Genomic DNA, 17,431 nt, shown 5'->3' on the forward strand with positions numbered 1-17,431 from the left:
AGCGATGAAAATACTTTTTAAGATGCTTACAGCGGCAGCGCTTACTACTGCCGCCTCCAGCTGCTCGTCGTTTCTCGACATTAACAATAACCCCAACCAGGCCCTCACCGTGGCCCCCAGTGCCATTCTGGCAACGGCCCTATCCACTACGGCTGCTAACTACACCGGCAACGCCCCTAGCTACAACAGCTACGCCAGCTGGGTGGCCAGCTACTGGGGCAAAACGGGGGTGGTGAGCGGCTACGGCGAAGAGCTGACCTACAACTACTCCTCTTCGTACTATGCCGGCCTGTTTGCCAACACGTACGACAACCTGAACGATTACAACATCATTCAGACGCAAGGAGCAGCTAATGGCTACCCCTACCATGCGGCCATTGCCCGCATCATGAAAGCCTACAATTTTCTGCTGTTGGTGGACGAATACGGAGACATCCCGTATTCGCAGGCCCTGCAAGGGGGTACTAACGTGAGCCCTGCCTACGACAAAGCCGCTGATATCTACAAGGACCTGCTTGTGCAGCTGACGGGGGCCATTAGTGACATCAAAGCGACAGCCGCTACGGCCACGGCCACGTTCACCCCGCTCGCGGTGGGCCCTGAGGATATCGTTTTCGGCGGCAACATGACCAAGTGGAGACAGTTTGCCAATAGCCTAAAGCTGCGGATTCTGCTGCGCGAGTCGCAGACTTCCGACGCTACCCTGACCGCCTCTGTAACCCAGCAGTTGGCTGCGCTGCAAACGGAAGCCGCCACGGACAACGTCGGCTTCATCACGGCTGATGTGGTGGCGCAGCCCGGCTACGCCCAGAGCGCCGGCCAGCAAAACCCGCTCTACAACCGTTACGCCTACACGGCCGCCGGTACCAGTGCCACGGAGCGGCAGTACCAGATTCCGACCCAGTACATCCTCAACCAGTACAGCAGCAACAACGACCCGCGCCTGTCGCAGCTGTACACCATTGGGGCCCGTACCACCGGCACCGATCCGAACTTGGTTACCACCCCCGAGTACATCGGGGCCCAGCCCGGCCAAAGCAACGCCCCTTCGTTCGTTGCTCCCATCGTAGCCTCGCGCATCCGCGGCGCCAACGCCTCGACCGCTACGGGCGGTATCCTGAAGGGCCTCGTTGCCCCCACCGCCCTCATGCTGCTCTCGGAGCACCTGTTCTCGAAGGCTGAAGCCGAAACCCGTGGCTTGTTCACGGGCGGCAACACCGCGGCTAAGTCGGATTACCTCGACGGCATCAAGGCCTCGTTCATCTACTTCTACCGGGCGGCGGCTACCACCAATGCTTCGATCAACGCTTCGACGCTGGCCGCTTCTACTACGGCCGGCGCGGCGGGCATCGACCAGTACAACACGTACATCAACGCCGCCAGCAACGCCACCAACCCCTTGGTGAGCTTTGATAACGCCGTGGTGAACGGTGCGCTGGGCAAGCAGAACATCATCATCTACCAGAAGTACCTGGCCCTGAACTCGGTGGCCAGCACGGAGGCTTGGGATGATTACCGCCGCACGGCCCAGCCGAAGCTGCCCGCTTCGTCGCAGTCGCAGTCGCCCCGCGCCGACAAGCTGCCGACCCGCTTGTTCTACCCGCTGGGCGAAACGAGCACCAACGCAGCCAACGTTCCAGCCAACGTTACGCAGTACACCAAGATCTTCTGGGATGTGGTGGATTAGCCCAACACGGCTTTAGAAGGCAAAAGAAAAGGGCTGCTCAATCGAGCAGCCCTTTTCTTTTGCCTTCTGGCCTTACAGGCCAGGGCCCAAGTGGAGGCCCTCCGCGGTGGGGGCCCCGTTCAGCACTTCGGTTTGCTTGCGGATGCTTTCGAGGTGCACCAGCTTATAGAGCTCGCCCACGAAGTCCTTGTTCAGATGCAACGTGTCAGCCCAGGCCGAGCGGGTGGCGAAGATTTCTTTCCAGCGGTCAAACTGGAGAATCTTGACGTCGTTGGCCTTCTTGTACTCGGCCAGCTCCTGCACCAGGGCCATGCGGCGCGCCAGGGCCTCCACAATCTCGCGGTCGGCCTCGTCCATCTTCTGGCGCAGCTCGTCGGCCTTGGCCTGGTAGTCTTCGTTGCTGGAGGAGCGGCGGCGGTACTTCAGCGCGCTAAAAATCTCGCCCAGCCGGGCCGGCGTCACCTGCTGCTCGGCGTCGCTGAGGGCGTGGTCGGGGTCGGGGTGGGTTTCGAGGATGAGGCCGTCGTAGTCCAAATCGAGCGCCTTTTGGGCGATGGGCAGCAGCAAGTCGCGCCGGCCGGCCATGTGGCTGGGGTCGCAGATAAGGGGAATGTGCGGGAAGCGCGTTTTCAGCTCAATGGCCAGCATCCAGGTAGGTGGGTTGCGGTATTTGCTGGGCGCAAACGTGCTGAAGCCGCGGTGGATGGCCGCCAGGTCGGTGATGCCGGCGCGGGCCAGTCGCTCCAGGGCCCCGGCCCACAGCGATACGTCGGGGTTCACGGGATTTTTCACCATCACCGGCACGCCGGTACCGGCCAGCGCGTCGGCCAGCTCCTGCACCGCAAAGGGGTTGGCAGTGGTGCGGGCCCCCACCCAGAGCACCTGGATGCCGTGGGCCAGGGCCTCTTCTACGTGGCGCGGGGTGGCCACCTCGATGGCTACGGGCAGGCCGGTTTCCTGCGTCACGCGCTGGAGCCACGGCAGCGCCGCCGACCCGGCCCCCTCAAACGAGCCCGGGCGGGTGCGGGGCTTCCACACCCCGGCCCGGAACAAATCGACATTGCCCAGCGCCTGCACGCCGCGGGCCGTGGCCAGGGTTTGGGCCTCGGTTTCGGCCGAGCAAGGCCCGGCGATAAGGATTGGGTGCCCCTTGCGGGCCAGTAGGCGGGTAAAAAAAGTCGTCGGCGAATCAGTCGTTTCCATGGTGCCGCAAAGATGGGGCCCTGCCCACGAAACGTTCGGCCCCCGGCCTGCTGTTTAGCGGCTAACTTCGCACCTGCTGGGGCCCCTCGGCATCCACCGCAACCCGCCGCTTCCGCCATGACCGCTCCCACCCTACCTTCCCCCGTTTCGTTCGACAACACCCAGATTGCCTTCGCGGCCAAATCGGACGCCCAACTGCGCAAAACCTACGGCCTGTTTGCGGCCATGAACAACAACGGCCTGGTGAAAACTGGCAGCGGCCTGATGCAAGCGGCCCTGAAATGGGGCGTGCCGGGCACCAAGTTCCTCATCCGGCACTCCATTTTCGAACAATTTTGTGGAGGCGAAACCATCGCCGAGTGCCGCCCAGTGGTGGCCGCCCTGGGGCGCTACGGCATCGGCACCATTCTCGATTATTCGGTGGAAGGCGAGGGCACCGACGCCAGCTACGACCGCACCCGCGACGAGCTGCTGGCCACCATTGAGGAGGCGCACCGCTCGGCCCACATCCCGTTTTCGGTGTTCAAGGTAACGGGCGTGGCCAGCGCCGCCATTCTGGAAAAAATCCAGGCCGGCCAAGCCCTCACCGCCGCCGAGCAAGCCGCCCATACCCGCGCCGTGGCTCGCGTGGAGGCCCTCTGCGCCCGGGCCCACCAGTACGGCATCCGGCTGTTCGTCGATGCCGAGGAGAGCTGGTTCCAGCACACCATCGACGCGCTGGCCGACGAGATGATGGCCAAGTACAACCGCGAGCAGGCCATTGTGTGGAACACCTACCAGCTCTATCGCCACGACCGCTTGGAGGCCCTGCAAGCCGCCCACGACGCGGGGGCCCGGGCAGGTTTCTTCGTGGGGGCCAAGCTGGTGCGCGGGGCTTATATGGAAAAAGAGGCCCGCATTGCCAAGCAACGCGGCTACGCCACGCCCATCAACCCCAGCAAGCAGGCCACCGACGACCTCTACGACGAGGCCCTGCGCTACTGCGTGCAGCACGTGGCCCGCATCAGCTTTTGCGCCGGCACCCACAACGAGGCCAGCTCGCTGCTGCTCACCCAGCTTATGCACGAGGCCGGCCTGGCCCCGGGCGATGCGCGCGTCTGGTTTGCCCAGCTCTACGGCATGAGCGACAACCTGAGCTACAACCTGGCACACGCTGGCTACCACGTGGCCAAGTACTTACCCTATGGCCCCGTTGAAGCCGTGATGCCGTACCTGCTGCGCCGCGCCAACGAAAACACGGCCATTGCCGGCCAAAGCAGCCGCGAGTTTTTGCTCGTGCAGCGCGAGTTGCGCCGGCGCCGGGGCCGCTAATAGGGCCCCAGCGCGCAGCTTGGCATTACAATTGCGTGTGATAACTTGCCGGTCGCGGCTGGAATCGTCCAGCCGCTCCGTTTCCGAACCGTGGTGCCATATCCCTTGCTAGGGGTGGCACCACCCGGTTCGGCTATTTTTATGGGCCGGTGCGCCGGCCCCCTGTCGCTGTTTGTACAGGCTGCCCCCTTTTCGTTTCCTATGACTGGTCGCATCCGCACCTACCTCATCCGCTACGCCCGCCAACAGACTGGCACCGTCAGCTACCTCACCCTGGTGCAGGAAGCCGAGTTGGGCTTGAACCTCGAGATTTCGCACGAAAAGTCGCGCCTGAACGAGATGCTTGCGGAAATATCCACCGTCGAGCACACCGAAGGCCGCCCCCCCTTGAGCTGCCTAGTGAAGGTGCCCGGCTCGAAAGGCCAGGGCGACAACTTTTACAAGCTGTGCGAAAAGCTTGGCATGGGCGAATGGCGCACCCTTAAGCAGGACGAGGATTTCCTGAAAAACCTGATCCGCACGTGTCGAGATTTTTGGTTGGACGACGCCAATTTTCAAGAGTTTTCGTGAGCCCCGCGCTCAAGTAAGGTGGAACCGTTCGCATAGCGAACAAGAAAGATAAATGCAACCCCCAATGGGGCGGTCCCGTTACAAACACAGCCCACGGCTCGCCGGGGCTACTGTTTTCTTTCATTTACAATTCCCACACTACTATGAACACCAACGATCGTAACAACCCGCAAAATTCAGGTACTGGCGCTGGCGCTAACTTCGGCACGGCCGCTACTGGCACCGGCGTAGGCAACAGCACCGGCCTCAGCAACGAAGGCACCAGCTACAACGCTGGAACGGGCGCTTCCTCCACAGATGCTACCAACAGTGACCATGATTACAGCGCCACCCAGAAAGGTGCTGCCGTAGCTGGCTCGGCTGGTGCCGCTGTTGGCGCTGGCATCGATGCTGTACAGAATACTGCTTCTGATGCTGCTAACGCAGTAGGAAATGCTTTTACGGGCGATAAAGATTACACCGAAGGCAGCACGATGAGCGGTATTTTCCGCGACCGCGCCAGCGCCGAGAAAACCTACGATTCGCTGCACGCTCGTGGCTACGGCAAAGACGACGTAAACCTGCTCATGTCGGATGAGACTCGTAAAGCACACTTCGGCGATGACACCGCCCATACCGACTTGGGCGACAAGGCCATGGAAGGCGCGGGCGTAGGCTCGGCCATCGGTGGTACTGCTGGTGCCATCATCGGCGCCATTGCGGCCATTGGCACGTCGGTAGCCCTACCCGGCTTGGGCCTAATCATTGCCGGTCCGCTGGCGGCTGCACTGGCCGGTGCCGGCGCGGGTGGCCTCACCGGCGGTCTGGTAGGGGCCCTGGTGGGCTCGGGCATTCCCGAGGAGCACGCTGCAGAGTACGAAACGGGCGTGAACAACGGCGGCATTGTGATGGGCGTGAAGCCCCGCAACGCCGAGGATGCCCAGTACTTTGAAGAGGAATTCCGCCGCAACAACGGCGACAAGATCTACCGCTACTAGTTTTCCCGTAGCACTGCTTAGTGAAAAGGCCTCTCCCATAGGGAGGGGCCTTTTTTTATTACGCCACGGCATCCGCAAAAAACGGCTTTACGTAGAGCCAACGAAGCTTTTTAGTTGGCCGGGGCAGGGCACTTATTCCCCCACTGCGGGCGTTTAAGTGGCGTGCAACCGCGCTGCTAAGGCCGCTGCCGATTTCGCGTATATTTGATTTTTCTATCGTTTTCTCTTCGCTGATGTCATTTCCTCGCCTAAAAATTGGACTTTACGCCTTCCTGGTGATGGCAGTATTCGTCCTGGCTTCGTACCGGTTATTTCGCCGCAACACTTCGGCGGGCCCCACCAAGGAACAAGTCCTTATCGGCACTATGGTGCAGGGCCTCAACAGCGCCCATTACCAGCCCGAAAAGCTGGACGATACGTTCTCTAAGCGGGTATTTGACCTATCGCTGAAGCGCGATGATTACCGCAAGACTTTCTTGCTCGCCAGTGACATCGAGAACTTGCGCCGGTACCAGAACGACATCGACGATGAAGTAAAAACCGGCCGCCGTGAGTTCTTCGACCTCAGCACCCAGCTGATGGCCCAGCGTGTGAAGGAGATGCAGGTGCTGTACCGCGAAATCTTGGCCAAGCCCTTCGATTTCACTACACCCGAAACGTTTCAGACGGACTTTGAAAAAGCTACCTGGCCCGCCGATAAGGCTGCTCAGCGCGAGTTGTGGCGCAAAATGTTGAAGTTCGAAACCCTGAGCCGGGTATCGGAGATGATGGACGCCCAGGAAAAAGCCAAAACTGCCAAGCCTTCGGCCGCTACTGCCGCTCCCTCGGCCGCCAATGCCAAGGCCCCCACGGCCCCCGAACCGGTGCGCACCCCCGCACAGATGGAGGCCGAAGCCCGCAAGCGCGTGCTGAAGACTTATGACGACCAGTTTGATGAGTTGCTGGATGTTAGCGCTAACGACCAATTGGCCAGCTACGCCAACGTTATTGCTAACACCTATGACCCGCACACCGACTACTTTGCGCCTAAGGCTAAGGAGGATTTCGACTACCAGCTCACCGGCCGTTTTGAAGGCATTGGGGCCCAGTTGCGGGAAAAGGATAATTTGATTTACATCGAGGACATTCTACCTGGTTCGGCTTCGGCCCGGCAGGGCGAGTTGAAGAAGGGCGACGCTATTTTGCGCGTGGCCCAGGGTGCCGCCGAGCCGGTAAGCATCGAGGGCTGGCGCATTACGAAGGCCGTGACACTGATTAAGGGCAAGAAGGGCTCGGAAGTGCGCTTGACGGTGCGTAAGCCCGACGGCACGACTAAAGTGGTGCCCATCATCCGCGACGTAGTGATCAACGACGAGGCGTATGCTCGTTCAGCGGCCATCACCAGCAAAAATCAGAAGTTTGGCTATCTGGATTTGCGCACGTTCTATGCCGACTTTAACAACGATGGTAGCCCCAACTCGTCGCAGGACGTGAAAAAGGAATTGGCCAAAATGAACCAAGAGGGCGTGAAGGGCGTGATTTTAGACCTGCGCTACAACGGCGGCGGCTCGCTAAATGACGCCGTGGACATGGGCGGCCTCTTCATCGACAGCGGCCCCATTGTGCAGATCCGCGACGGCCGCGGCCGCACCACCGTGCTGGAAGACAAAGATCCCCAGGTGCAGTACAGTGGGCCCCTGGTGATTCTGGTGAATAAGTACAGCGCCTCGGCTTCGGAGATTTTGGCCGCCGCCATGCAGGACTACAAACGCGCCGTGGTGGTGGGCTCGGCTAGCACTTACGGCAAGGGCACGGTGCAGCGTATAGTAGACTTGGACGAGAGCCTACCCAACGAGTTGAACAACCTTAAGCCTTTCGGCTCGCTGAAATTCACCACCTCAAAATTCTACCGTGTGAATGGGGGCTCCACCCAGTTCAAAGGCGTGGTGCCCGACATCATCCTCCCCGATATGTACTCGTACCTGGAAGAGGGCGAAAAGGGCTCGGACTACCCGCTGAAGTGGGACGAGATTGCCCCTGCCCGCTACCGCCCCTGGAATACCCAGCCGGCCTACGATAAGCTGCGCGCCGCTAGCAAAGCCCGCGTGGCCACCAGCCCCGGCTTCAACGTGATGACCGAAACCAGCCAAATGATGCTGGCCCGTAAGAAGGAATCCATCGAGTCGCTGAACTTGGTGACCTACCGCACCCGGCAGCGTCAGAATAAGGTGGAGGCCGAGAAGTACGAAGCCGCTCAGAAAGCCACGACGGCCCTCGCCTTCTCGCCCCTGCGCGCTGATGTTCAGGCCGCCAATGGCGACACGATTAAGATCAACCGCGACCAGCGCTTCACCAAGAATCTGAAGAAGGATATCATTATTGGCGAAGCCGTTTCGATCATCGAAGACCAATTGTAGGGCCCCCATCCCTGTCAATTTTAGGGCCTCCAGCTTCGCAGCTGGGGGCTTTTTTTGCGCGTTGCTTTGGCTATTAGACGTGTTCTTTTTCTGCAAAGCGGTAGTCTAACACGAGGTGGTCCGGTGAATTTTTCAGTCGTTGGGCCACGCTTACTACCGCCCAGGGCCCTTGTTCAATCGCTAGAGTGGCCCGACGAAGCCGTTCGGACAATTCGCCGGACCACTTCGTTTTATATCGCCACCTTCCGTGATTATTAGCAAGCAATGGTGCTACTATGCCACTTAGTAAATCGCCTGCTAAAAATATTTTTCATCCAATAGAATTACCATTTTACAAATTACTGATAATCAATAAAATGATAATATTATTAGCTTAGTAAAATTATTAGCAAATAGGCAACTAAAAAGCCGGGGAAATGCGTTTATCTGGTATGACAACGACGCACGAAGAAACCCGCATAATTCCGCTCATCCCGCAGGCTGGCCTGGGGGCCCCCGAGCCGCAGCCGCTGGTGGCCGATGAGGCCTGGCGCAAGTCCATCCCGGCGCAGGTATTCCTGAACTACTTCTTTGCCATCAACTACCACATCCAGGAAAGTGGCGACGTGCTGGGCGGCTTGCCCCAGTTGCCGTTTTTCCGCAACCACGCGGCTGAGTTGGGCGACGCCGACGTGGGGGCCCTCACCAAACTGCTGCACACGTGCTGGAGCACGGAGTATGCCCTGCGCGCCACGGCCGAGTTAGGCGACGACAACTTCCTGCGTAACGCCCTGCACTGGACGTTTCCGCAGGCGTACCACGCCATACTTTCGGGCCTTCAGGCCTTTTTGTACACCACCGGTGTGCGCAGCAACAACAACCAGCTGGTGCGCCGCGAGGTGGGCCGCTTGGTGGTGAAGAACGCTTACCCGCGCCCGGTGTCGTTTTACGCCGCGGGGGCCTACGGCGACTTTAGCATTCACCGTTTGCCGCTGGCAGGCTACAAGGCCGGCTTGCACATTGCCAGCAAAGAGATTGACGCCCAGGCCCAGATTGGTCAGTTCCTGCGCACCACGCGCAAGATGAAGGCCCAGTGGACCCGCGCCCAAGTGCAGGCTAACCCCAACACGGCCATCCGCAGCCAGAAAACCGGCCGGCCGCTGGATAAGTGGACCGCCGCGCACTGGCAGCAGATTACCTGGCGGCTGGGCTACACCACCATCTTCGACCTGCTGGGCCGCCTGCGCATCTCGCAGAGCAGCCGCGAGATTGAGCGCTACGTGGAGGCCGACATTGACTTCAAGCTGTTCCACGCCTCGCTGCTCAACATTGTGAGCTACCTCAACGGCATTCACGAAACCTACGTGGCCAAGGCCCTGGGCCTGGAGCGCTACCGCCAGCTGGTGGCCGAGCTGCCCGCTCACTTGCAGGCCGGCTTTGTGCAGGAGCGCCTGCGCACCCGCGTTGAGCCCGTGCTGGCCCCCACGCCGCCTGCGGCCCCGGCCGTCGCCGTGGAGGCCCCCACCTACCGCATGGCTGCCTAAGGCGCGCATTGCACGAACTTGGAAAGGTTAAGCGGAGCCCCAGGCATGCCGCTCGCCCTTGCCAGAATTTTTGAATCAGCAGTAAAGCCGCTCCGGTTCGGAGCGGCTTTTTTCGCGCCGTACTTTTGCGGCGGGGCCCCTGCGCTGCCGCTGCTTGCGGGCTGGCAAAACATGCAGCGGCGCAAACTGTCCCTACTGCACCGGCCCAAAGGCGTGGGGCCCCAAAAAATCCGTTCAATCCGTTAAAATCCGTTAAATCTGTGGTCCATTTAAGCGAACAAGAAATCCAGCGCCGCCACAAACTCGAAGAGTTGGAAAAGCTGGGCGTGGAAGCCTACCCGTCGGAGCTGTTCGACGTGACGTTTTACGCCAAGGAAATCCTCGACAATTACCACCCCGAGCTGAACAACTTCCAGGAAGTGAGCTTGGCGGGCCGCTTGATGTCGCAGCGCGTGATGGGCAAGGCCTCGTTTGCGGAGCTGATGGACACCTCGGGCCGCATCCAGCTATACATCAACCGCGACGAAATTTGCCCCGGCGAGGACAAGACGCTCTACAACAACGTGTTTAAGAAGCTGCTCGACTTGGGCGATTTCATTGGCGTGAAGGGCCACGTGTTCGTGACGCAGGTAGGCGAAACGTCCATCCACGTGACGGAGCTGAAATTGCTGGCCAAGGCCCTACGCCCGCTGCCCGTGGTGAAGGAAAAAGTGGACGAGGTGACCGGGGAGAAGGTCGTTTACGACGCCTTCACGGACCCCGAGCAGCGCTACCGCCAGCGCTACGTAGACTTGGTGGTGAACCCCAGCGTGCGCGACACTTTCATCAAGCGGACGCAGCTGGTGCAATCCATGCGCAACTTCTTGAACGACAAAGGCTACCTAGAGGTAGAAACGCCGATTCTGCAGCCGCTGTACGGCGGCGCGGCGGCGCGGCCCTTCAAGACGCACCACAACACGCTGGACATGGCGCTGTACCTGCGCATTGCCAACGAACTGTACCTCAAGCGCCTGATTGTGGGCGGGTTCGACGGCGTGTACGAGTTCAGCAAGGACTTCCGCAATGAGGGCATGTCGCGGTTTCACAACCCCGAGTTCACTCAGATGGAGTTGTACGTGGCGTACAAGGACTACAACTGGATGATGGACCTGGTGGAGGAAATGGTGGAGCGCGTGGCCATGACGCTGCACGGCAAAACCGAGGTGCAGGTGGGCGAGCACGTCATCAACTTTCAGCGGCCCTGGCAGCGCCTGACGATGTTCGAGGCCATCGAGAAGTTCACCGGCCACGCCATTGGGGCCCTGGACGAAGCGGCCCTGCGCGACGTGGCCGACCAGCTGCACGTGAAGCTGGACCCCAGCATGGGCAAGTCCAAAATCATCGACGAGATTTTCGGTGAGTACGTGGAGCCCAAGCTCATCCAGCCCACGTTCATCACTGATTACCCGGTGGAAATGTCGCCGCTGGCCAAGAAGCACCGCGACCACCCGGGCCTGGTGGAGCGGTTCGAAGCCATATGCAACGGCAAGGAAATCTGCAACGCCTTCTCGGAACTCAACGACCCCATCGACCAACGCAAGCGGTTCGAGGAGCAGTTGGAACTTGGCAAGCGCGGCGACGTGGAGGCCATGGTGCTCGACGAGGACTTCCTCCGGGCCCTGGAGTACGGCATGCCGCCCACGGCTGGCTTGGGCATCGGCATCGACCGCCTGAGCATGATCATGACCAACTCCAACTCCATCCAAGACGTGCTGTTTTTCCCGCAGATGAAAGCGGAGAAGCTGGACTAACCGGAGAATACAAAACGCAAAAAAGGCCCGCACGACGAATCGTGCGGGCCTTTTTACGTCAGCTTAACCAATGGGGCAGCTTTAACTATGGGAAGTTTGCGATGGGTACGTCTGATTTTACTACTGAAGTGTTTGACCAATTCCAATAGAAGCTCCTACGACCGGCAATTTTACGAATAGCGCGGGCAGCCTTCTTTTAAAGCTGTTGTGTTGGTTTTTACGCGCCGCTTAAAGGAAGAGTTGCGCTTGGGCAAAAATATTTTTTGATTCTTGCCTTACAGCGTGCCCGTGTGGCGGATTTCCTCGTCTATTGCTTTGTAATCCGCGTTGCGCTGCGCAAAATCCGTGGGTGGGGCCCCGGCACTCAGGCCGTCCAGGAGGCGGTCGGCGGCTTCCTTGTCCTCGCTCACGGCAGCGTCGGGGTTGGTGTGCCCTTCTTGAGCGGGTATTTTGCCAAGCAAGCCGTTCACCCGCTTGCTTAGGTCTTCACGCAGCTTGGTGGCCGAGCGGAGCAGGCTGCTGCGGGCCTCGTCGCCGGTTTCAGGGGCAAGCAGGAGGCCAGCTACTATACCAGCCGTGGCACCGGCCAGCAACGAGAAAATTACTTTGCCTTTGTCGTCATTCATAGCAGTAGGGTACTGGGGGTAAAACAAGTAGGAGCCCTGCACCATATTGGCGCAGGGCTCCTATAACTATGCTAACTTATTGGCAACTAAGCCTTCAAGTCGTTCAGCATCTTGGTGATTTCGGCTTTGCCTTTGCCAAGCTTGTCTTGCAGCTTGCCCACCAACTCGTCGCCTTTGCCTTCGGCATAGGTCAAGTCGTCGTCGGTGAGTTGGGCATACTGCTGCTTCAGCTTGCCTTTCAGGTCGTCCCAGTTGCCTTGCAGGCGCAAGCCGCCGGCACCGGTCAGGTCTTCGAGCTTGTCCGAGTACTCTTTGAATTTAGCTTCGAGGTCCGAGCCAATTTTGGTGGCCTGGTCGCCCAGCTGGCTGCTGTACTTGGTGGCAGCGCCTTTCCAGTTCTCGAGGGTGTTCGAGCCCTTATCGGGAGCGAGCAGGATACCGGCGATGATGCCAGCGCCGGCACCGGCGAGGGCGGCGAGGAGAATTTTGCCGGCGTTGTTGTCTTCTTCGTGGTACGACATGGGGAAGGGGTAAAGAATGTGAAGGAATCGTGAAGGAACTGCGGGCCAGGGCCCCCAGCAGGGTGTCTTGGAGCCTAATACGCTACGGCGCGGCGAGGGTTGAGCTGGCGCGGCAAATTTTATGGCCCCGCGCCGGGGGACGCGTATTTTCGCCCCCCTGCCCTACTCCATGCCCACCCACGCCGCCTACCGCGCCTTCTGCCGCACTGCGCCCGACCTGCCGGTGTTTGCCCAGCCGTGGTACCTCGATGCCTGCGCCGCGGGCGGTACCTGGGGCGTGGCATTGGCCCACGAAAGCGGCCGTGTGGTGGCCGCCTGGCCGTACTTCCACAAGCGGCGGGGCCCCTGGCGCTACGCCACCATGCCGCCCTTCGTGAAGTGGCTGGGGCCCTACTTGCTGCCCGAGCTGCGCACCGACCCGCGCCGCGAAGCGGCGGCCCTGGCGGCGCTGGGGGCCCAATTGCCGCCGCTGGCCGCGTTTAAGCAGAACTGTTACCCTACGCTCGCCGATGGGCAGCTGCTACGCGGGCAGGGCTTCGAGCACGCCACCGCCTACACCTACCGCCTGGGGCCCCTGCACGACCTGGCACGGGTAGAGGCCGGGCTGCACCGGGGCATCCGGCGCGACATCCGGCAGGCGCGGGGCAAGGTGCGCGTGGTGCACGACCTGGGCTTGGACACGTTTTGGGCGGTGAACGGGCTGAGCTTCGCGCGGCAGGGCCTGGCGGTGCCGTATTCGGAGGCCCAGTTCCGGCAGCTCGACGGGGCCCTGGCGGCGCAGGGGGCCCGGCAATTATTTTTCGCCGTCGATGCCCAGGGCCGGGTGCATTCGGTGGCCTACCTGATTTGGGACGCCACCACGGCCTACTACCACTTGGCCGGCGACGACCCCGCCTTGCGGGCCAGCGGGGCGGGCATTTTGCTGGCCTGGGAATGCATCCGCTACGCCAGCGAAGTGCTGGGGCTCAATTGCTTCGATTTTGAGGGGAGCATGCTGCCGGGCGTGGCGCGGGTGCGGGTACGGTTCGGGGCCGTCCAAACGCCGTACTTTTTCATCTGGAAGTACCATTCCCGCCTGTTTGAATGGCTGGATAAATTGAAAAACTAACCGCCCTACCGACCCTCGCCATGCTCACCGAAAAACGCTACGTGCTCAACCCCGCGCCCTTCGTGGTGCCCACCACCGACGGCAAGCTAATTGAGGAGCACGTGGGCCAGGCCAGCACCGGCACGGCGGCCTACAGCCTGGCCCACATGGTGGCCCCGCCCCACTGGAGCGAACCCCACCAAACGCCCACCTTCGACGAAATCACCATCGTGGTGCGGGGCCGCAAGCGGTTCGAAATCGACGGCGACACCGTGGAGCTGCACGCCGGGCAGGCGCTGCTCATCAAGGGCGGGGCCCGGGTGCGCTACGCCAACCCCTTCGACGAGGAGTGCGAGTACTGGTCGATTTGCGTGCCCGCCTTCAGCCCCGACACGGTGAACCGCGAGGACGACTGACTGATTATGAAATTTTTGCCTAATAGCAAACCCTAATCGAACGGAGCCTTTACGCAAATGCCCCCTGGCTTTTAGCTCTGCCAAGGCTGGTCGCCAGCTCGTTTGCATAAAGAACCCAACAGCTAACGTCCACTGCCTAATGGCTAGTTAGCGGCTACGCCGGCCGCCAGCGGCAGGCTGGCCACGCCCACGATGCGGCGCGTGGCATCGTCCTGCACCAGCACCACGGCGCGCAGGTTTTCGGTTTTCCAGCCGGGCAATAGGGCTAGCGGGGCGCTGAACGTGGCGGGGCCGCGGGCGGGCCCCAGCGGCCGCAGGGCCCGCACCACGGCGGCGTGGCGCAGCAGGCGGCCTGCGTTTTCGCCCCGGCCCACCTGGGTGGCCAGGCCGGTTTCGGTGATGGCCAGCAGCACGGTGGCGGCCGGGGTGCCGGCGGGCAAGGCGCCCACCGTTACGGCCAGGGCCCCGGCGGTGCGGGCCAGCTGCACGGTGGCGTGGGGGCCCCGGGCGGCGTTGGCAATGGCCGCCACCAAGGCCGCGTGGTTGCTGCCCACCAGCTCGTACTGGCCATTTACCACCGCCTGGGGCGTGTAGGAGCCCGTGCCGAAGCCCGCCGCGTAGGCCTGCTGGCGGCTGGTGAACTGGGCCGACGAGAACGGGTCTTTCCAGCCCAGGCGGTTCCAGTAATCGACGTGCTGGCCGAGGGCGATGACCTCCACCCCGGGCACCGACTGGGCCGCTTCCAGCTCGCGCAGGGCCGCATCGGCGGCCGGGCAGCTGGAGCAGCCTTCGGAAGTGAACAGCTCCACCACCACCGGCACCCGGGTGGCGGCGGGCGGCGTGAGCGGGCGGTAGGCGGCCAGGGCCCCGGCCGCGGCCAGCAAGGGCAATCCAACGAGCACGAAACGTTTCATAGCAAACGGGGCTTAAGGTGAACGGGTGGGCTTTGGATGGGCAGACGCCGCCCGGGGACCGGCCTTACAACCGCGGTTCGAAAAAAAACATCTCCCCCGGCTGTAAGGGCCGCGGCGGGTGGGCGTCTGCCCAACTGGCTGGCCCGGCCGCCGCTGGGATTGCCGGGGCCCCGGTATCTTTCCTGAGAATTCCTCCGACCCATTTTTTACCGCCCATGAAACGCCTCGTCGAGAAGCACCCGCTGGCCATCCGCTGGTTCCACTGGCTGAACTTCCCCATCCTCGCGCTCATGATTTGGAGCGGGCTGCTCATTTACTGGGCCAACGACGTGTACCGCATCGGCTGGGGCCCCACCACGCTGTTCAAGTTCTTCCCCGAGAGCTTCTACAAGGCCTTCAACGTGCCGCAGCGGCTGGCCCAGGGCATGAACTGGCACTTCGCGCTGATGTGGCTCTTCGTCATCAACGGCCTGCTGTACGTGGGCTACACGCTGGTGTCGGGCGAGTGGCGCCACCTGCTCCCGGACCGTAACTCCTTCAAGGAAGCCATTTTAGTGACGCTCCACGACCTGGGCCTGCGCAAGGGCGAGCCGCCGGTGGTGAAGTACAACGGGGCCCAGAAAATTGCCTACACCGCCGTGGTGCTCATGGGCGCGGGCTCGCTGCTCACGGGCCTGGCCATTTACAAACCGGTGCAGTTTGCCTGGCTCACGGGCCTGCTCGGCGGCTACGAATGGGCCCGCGCCGAGCACTTCATCCTCACCATCGGCTACGTGCTGTTCTTCGTGGTGCACATCGCGCAAGTGGTGCGGGCCGGTTGGAACAACTTCCGCTCGATGGTGGCCGGCTTCCAGATTGTGGACGCGCAGCACCCGGCCCCCGGCGAACCGGTGGCCGGGGCCCCCGGCCGGCCCTCTTCTCCTACCCTGCCCGCTTAGCTTGTTACTGTGATGGATAATACGACCGATTATTCTGCCCCGCCGCTGCCCGAGTCGCCCGCCGGCCTGCCCGAAGCCGACGTGGCCCGGCAAGCGGCCAGCCGCTCGCGCCGCGCCTTTATTATTGGGGGCGTGGCGGCCCTGGCCGGCGTGGGCGGCTGGCGCTGGCTGCTCACGCGCCCCGCCGACGAAGGCACGCCGTGGCCTTTCCGCCGGGTGCTCGACGCCAACGGCCGCCTCTCGCAGGCCTACTTCCGCGAAACCCGGCTGGCCCCCACGTTCCCGAAGTCGATGGCTACCTTCCGCCAAAACGGCAACATTGGGCTGAAGGACTCCTTCGTAACCGCCGACTGGCGCATGCGGGTGCAGGCCTACGCCCCGGCCGGGGCCCCAGCGCGCGTGCAGGAATTCACCATCGACGACATCAAGGCCCTGCCGCGCGTGGACATGACCACTGAACTGAAGTGCATCGAGGGCTGGAGCATCAAGGTGAACTGGGTGGGGGCCCGGTTTTCCGATTTCCTGGAGAAGTACCCGCTAGCCACCGCCAACGGCAAAGAAGCCCGCTACGTCAGCCTCGTCACGCCCGACGAGAAATACTACGTGGGCCTGGATTTATCCAACGCCGTGCACCCCCAAACGCTGCTCTGCTACGAAATGAACGGCCAGCCCCTGACGGGGCCCCACGGCGCGCCGCTGCGCCTGGTCACGCCCCTCAAGTACGGCATCAAGCACCTCAAGCGCATCGGCACCATCGCCTTTGTGGACGAGCGGCCGGCCGATTTCTGGGCCGAGCAGGGCTACGACTGGGACTCGGGCCACTGATGCCGGCGCCGCTTGCCGTGCCGCTGGGCCCCCAGGGCCCCGGCCAGCCCCCCTACCCTGCCCCCGAGCCAACGCAGTGGCTGGCCCGCTACGGCAGCGAGCTGTACCGCTACGCCCTGGCCCGCGTGGGCGGGGCCGACGCCGCCGAAGAGCTGGTGCAGGCCACCTTGCTCCGGGCCCTGCAAGCGCTGGGCAACTTCCGGGGCGAGGCGTCGGAGCGCACCTGGCTGTTTGCCATTTTGAAGCGGCAAGTGCTCGATTATTACCGCCGGCAAGCCCACCACCCGGAAGTGTCGCTCGCCGAGCTGGCCCCCGAGGGCCCCACAGAGGCCGATTTTTTTGAGGAAGGCAACGGCCACTGGCGCGCCGCCCAAGCCCCCACCAGCTGGCAAACCGCCGATGGGGCCCTGGAGCAGGCGGAGCTGCAAGCCACCCTGCACCGCTGCCAGCAGCGCCTGCCCACCAGGCACGCCGCGGTGTTCGCGCTGCGGTTTGTGGAAGAACTGCCGGCCGAAGAAATCTGCCAAGCCCTGTCGTTGTCGGCGGCCAACTACTGGGTCATCATCCACCGGGCCAAGCTCCAGCTGCGCCGCTGCCTCGAGCAGCACGGCCTGGGCCGCCGCGCCGGGGCCTAACCTTACCACCCC

Annotated in this window: 16 protein-coding genes; 12 read left to right on the plus strand and 4 right to left on the minus strand. The window is 62.1% G+C overall.

Annotated elements, in window-relative coordinates:
- Positions 1–4: 4 nt before the first annotated feature.
- Complete coding sequence (locus EAH73_RS02775) at positions 5–1,687, plus strand: SusD/RagB family nutrient-binding outer membrane lipoprotein (protein WP_140464955.1); 1,683 nt, start codon at positions 5–7, stop codon at positions 1,685–1,687.
- A gap of 72 nt (positions 1,688–1,759) precedes the next feature.
- Here the strand turns inward: EAH73_RS02775 and EAH73_RS02780 are convergent, their stop codons facing one another.
- Positions 1,760–2,890 carry a chorismate mutase gene (locus EAH73_RS02780; RefSeq protein WP_140464956.1) on the minus strand — a complete coding sequence of 377 codons (1,131 nt, stop codon included), beginning with the start codon at positions 2,888–2,890 and terminating at the stop codon, positions 1,760–1,762.
- A 117-nt stretch (positions 2,891–3,007) separates the two neighbouring features.
- Here EAH73_RS02780 and EAH73_RS02785 point away from each other — a divergent pair, with 117 nt between their 5' ends.
- The 6 genes from EAH73_RS02785 to lysS all read left to right on the plus strand — a co-directional run bounded on the left by EAH73_RS02785 (position 3,008) and on the right by lysS (position 11,457).
- Positions 3,008–4,201: a proline dehydrogenase family protein gene (locus tag EAH73_RS02785; RefSeq protein ID WP_140464957.1), complete on the plus strand. Its 1,194-nt coding sequence runs from the start codon at positions 3,008–3,010 to the stop codon at positions 4,199–4,201.
- 201 nt (positions 4,202–4,402) lie between these two features.
- Positions 4,403–4,771 (plus strand): hypothetical protein, encoded by a 369-nt coding sequence (locus EAH73_RS02790; protein WP_140464958.1) that lies wholly within the window; start codon positions 4,403–4,405, stop codon positions 4,769–4,771.
- Positions 4,772–4,914: 143 nt separating this feature from the next.
- The gene (locus EAH73_RS23950) at positions 4,915–5,748 is read left to right on the plus strand and encodes a hypothetical protein (protein ID WP_317129368.1); all 834 of its coding nucleotides are present in this window, start codon (positions 4,915–4,917) and stop codon (positions 5,746–5,748) included.
- A 233-nt stretch (positions 5,749–5,981) separates the two neighbouring features.
- Positions 5,982–8,144 carry a carboxy terminal-processing peptidase gene (locus EAH73_RS02800; RefSeq protein WP_140464959.1) on the plus strand — a complete coding sequence of 721 codons (2,163 nt, stop codon included), beginning with the start codon at positions 5,982–5,984 and terminating at the stop codon, positions 8,142–8,144.
- A 431-nt stretch (positions 8,145–8,575) separates the two neighbouring features.
- Entirely contained in the window at positions 8,576–9,667 is a 1,092-nt protein-coding gene (locus EAH73_RS02805; protein ID WP_193560173.1) for a hypothetical protein, read from the plus strand.
- A 260-nt stretch (positions 9,668–9,927) separates the two neighbouring features.
- Positions 9,928–11,457 (plus strand): lysine--tRNA ligase, encoded by a 1,530-nt coding sequence (lysS, locus tag EAH73_RS02810; protein ID WP_140464960.1) that lies wholly within the window; start codon positions 9,928–9,930, stop codon positions 11,455–11,457.
- 275 nt (positions 11,458–11,732) lie between these two features.
- Here the strand turns inward: lysS and EAH73_RS02815 are convergent, their stop codons facing one another.
- Together EAH73_RS02815 and EAH73_RS23955 are read right to left on the minus strand one after the other, a co-directional pair.
- Entirely contained in the window at positions 11,733–12,083 is a 351-nt protein-coding gene (locus EAH73_RS02815) for a YtxH domain-containing protein (protein WP_161599428.1), read from the minus strand.
- Between the two features lie 86 nt (positions 12,084–12,169).
- Positions 12,170–12,604 (minus strand): CsbD family protein, encoded by a 435-nt coding sequence (locus EAH73_RS23955; protein WP_140464962.1) that lies wholly within the window; start codon positions 12,602–12,604, stop codon positions 12,170–12,172.
- A gap of 169 nt (positions 12,605–12,773) precedes the next feature.
- Here EAH73_RS23955 and EAH73_RS02825 point away from each other — a divergent pair, with 169 nt between their 5' ends.
- Together EAH73_RS02825 and EAH73_RS02830 are read left to right on the plus strand one after the other, a co-directional pair.
- Complete coding sequence (locus EAH73_RS02825) at positions 12,774–13,712, plus strand: GNAT family N-acetyltransferase (RefSeq protein WP_161599429.1); 939 nt, start codon at positions 12,774–12,776, stop codon at positions 13,710–13,712.
- 20 nt (positions 13,713–13,732) lie between these two features.
- Positions 13,733–14,107, plus strand: coding sequence for a cupin domain-containing protein (locus tag EAH73_RS02830; protein WP_140464964.1), 375 nt, complete (start codon positions 13,733–13,735; stop codon positions 14,105–14,107).
- A gap of 143 nt (positions 14,108–14,250) precedes the next feature.
- Here the strand turns inward: EAH73_RS02830 and EAH73_RS02835 are convergent, their stop codons facing one another.
- The gene (locus EAH73_RS02835) at positions 14,251–15,021 is read right to left on the minus strand and encodes a DUF1223 domain-containing protein (protein WP_140464965.1); all 771 of its coding nucleotides are present in this window, start codon (positions 15,019–15,021) and stop codon (positions 14,251–14,253) included.
- A gap of 215 nt (positions 15,022–15,236) precedes the next feature.
- Between EAH73_RS02835 and EAH73_RS02840 the strand changes: the two genes are divergently transcribed.
- From EAH73_RS02840 to EAH73_RS02850, 3 genes are read left to right on the plus strand one after another with little or no spacing between them, the layout of a single operon-like run.
- Positions 15,237–15,959, plus strand: a complete 723-nt coding sequence (locus EAH73_RS02840) for a cytochrome b/b6 domain-containing protein (protein ID WP_140464966.1) — start codon at positions 15,237–15,239, stop codon at positions 15,957–15,959.
- A 12-nt stretch (positions 15,960–15,971) separates the two neighbouring features.
- Positions 15,972–16,784, plus strand: a complete 813-nt coding sequence (locus tag EAH73_RS02845; RefSeq protein WP_140464967.1) for a molybdopterin-dependent oxidoreductase — start codon at positions 15,972–15,974, stop codon at positions 16,782–16,784.
- The gene (locus EAH73_RS02850; protein ID WP_140464968.1) at positions 16,784–17,419 is read left to right on the plus strand and encodes a sigma-70 family RNA polymerase sigma factor; all 636 of its coding nucleotides are present in this window, start codon (positions 16,784–16,786) and stop codon (positions 17,417–17,419) included. The genes EAH73_RS02845 and EAH73_RS02850 overlap by 1 nt, the downstream gene beginning before the upstream one ends.
- Positions 17,420–17,431 lie beyond the last annotated feature (12 nt).

This window comes from Hymenobacter nivis (genome assembly GCF_006439025.1).
In the GTDB taxonomy this organism is placed as follows: Bacteria; Bacteroidota; Bacteroidia; order Cytophagales; family Hymenobacteraceae; genus Hymenobacter; species Hymenobacter nivis_A.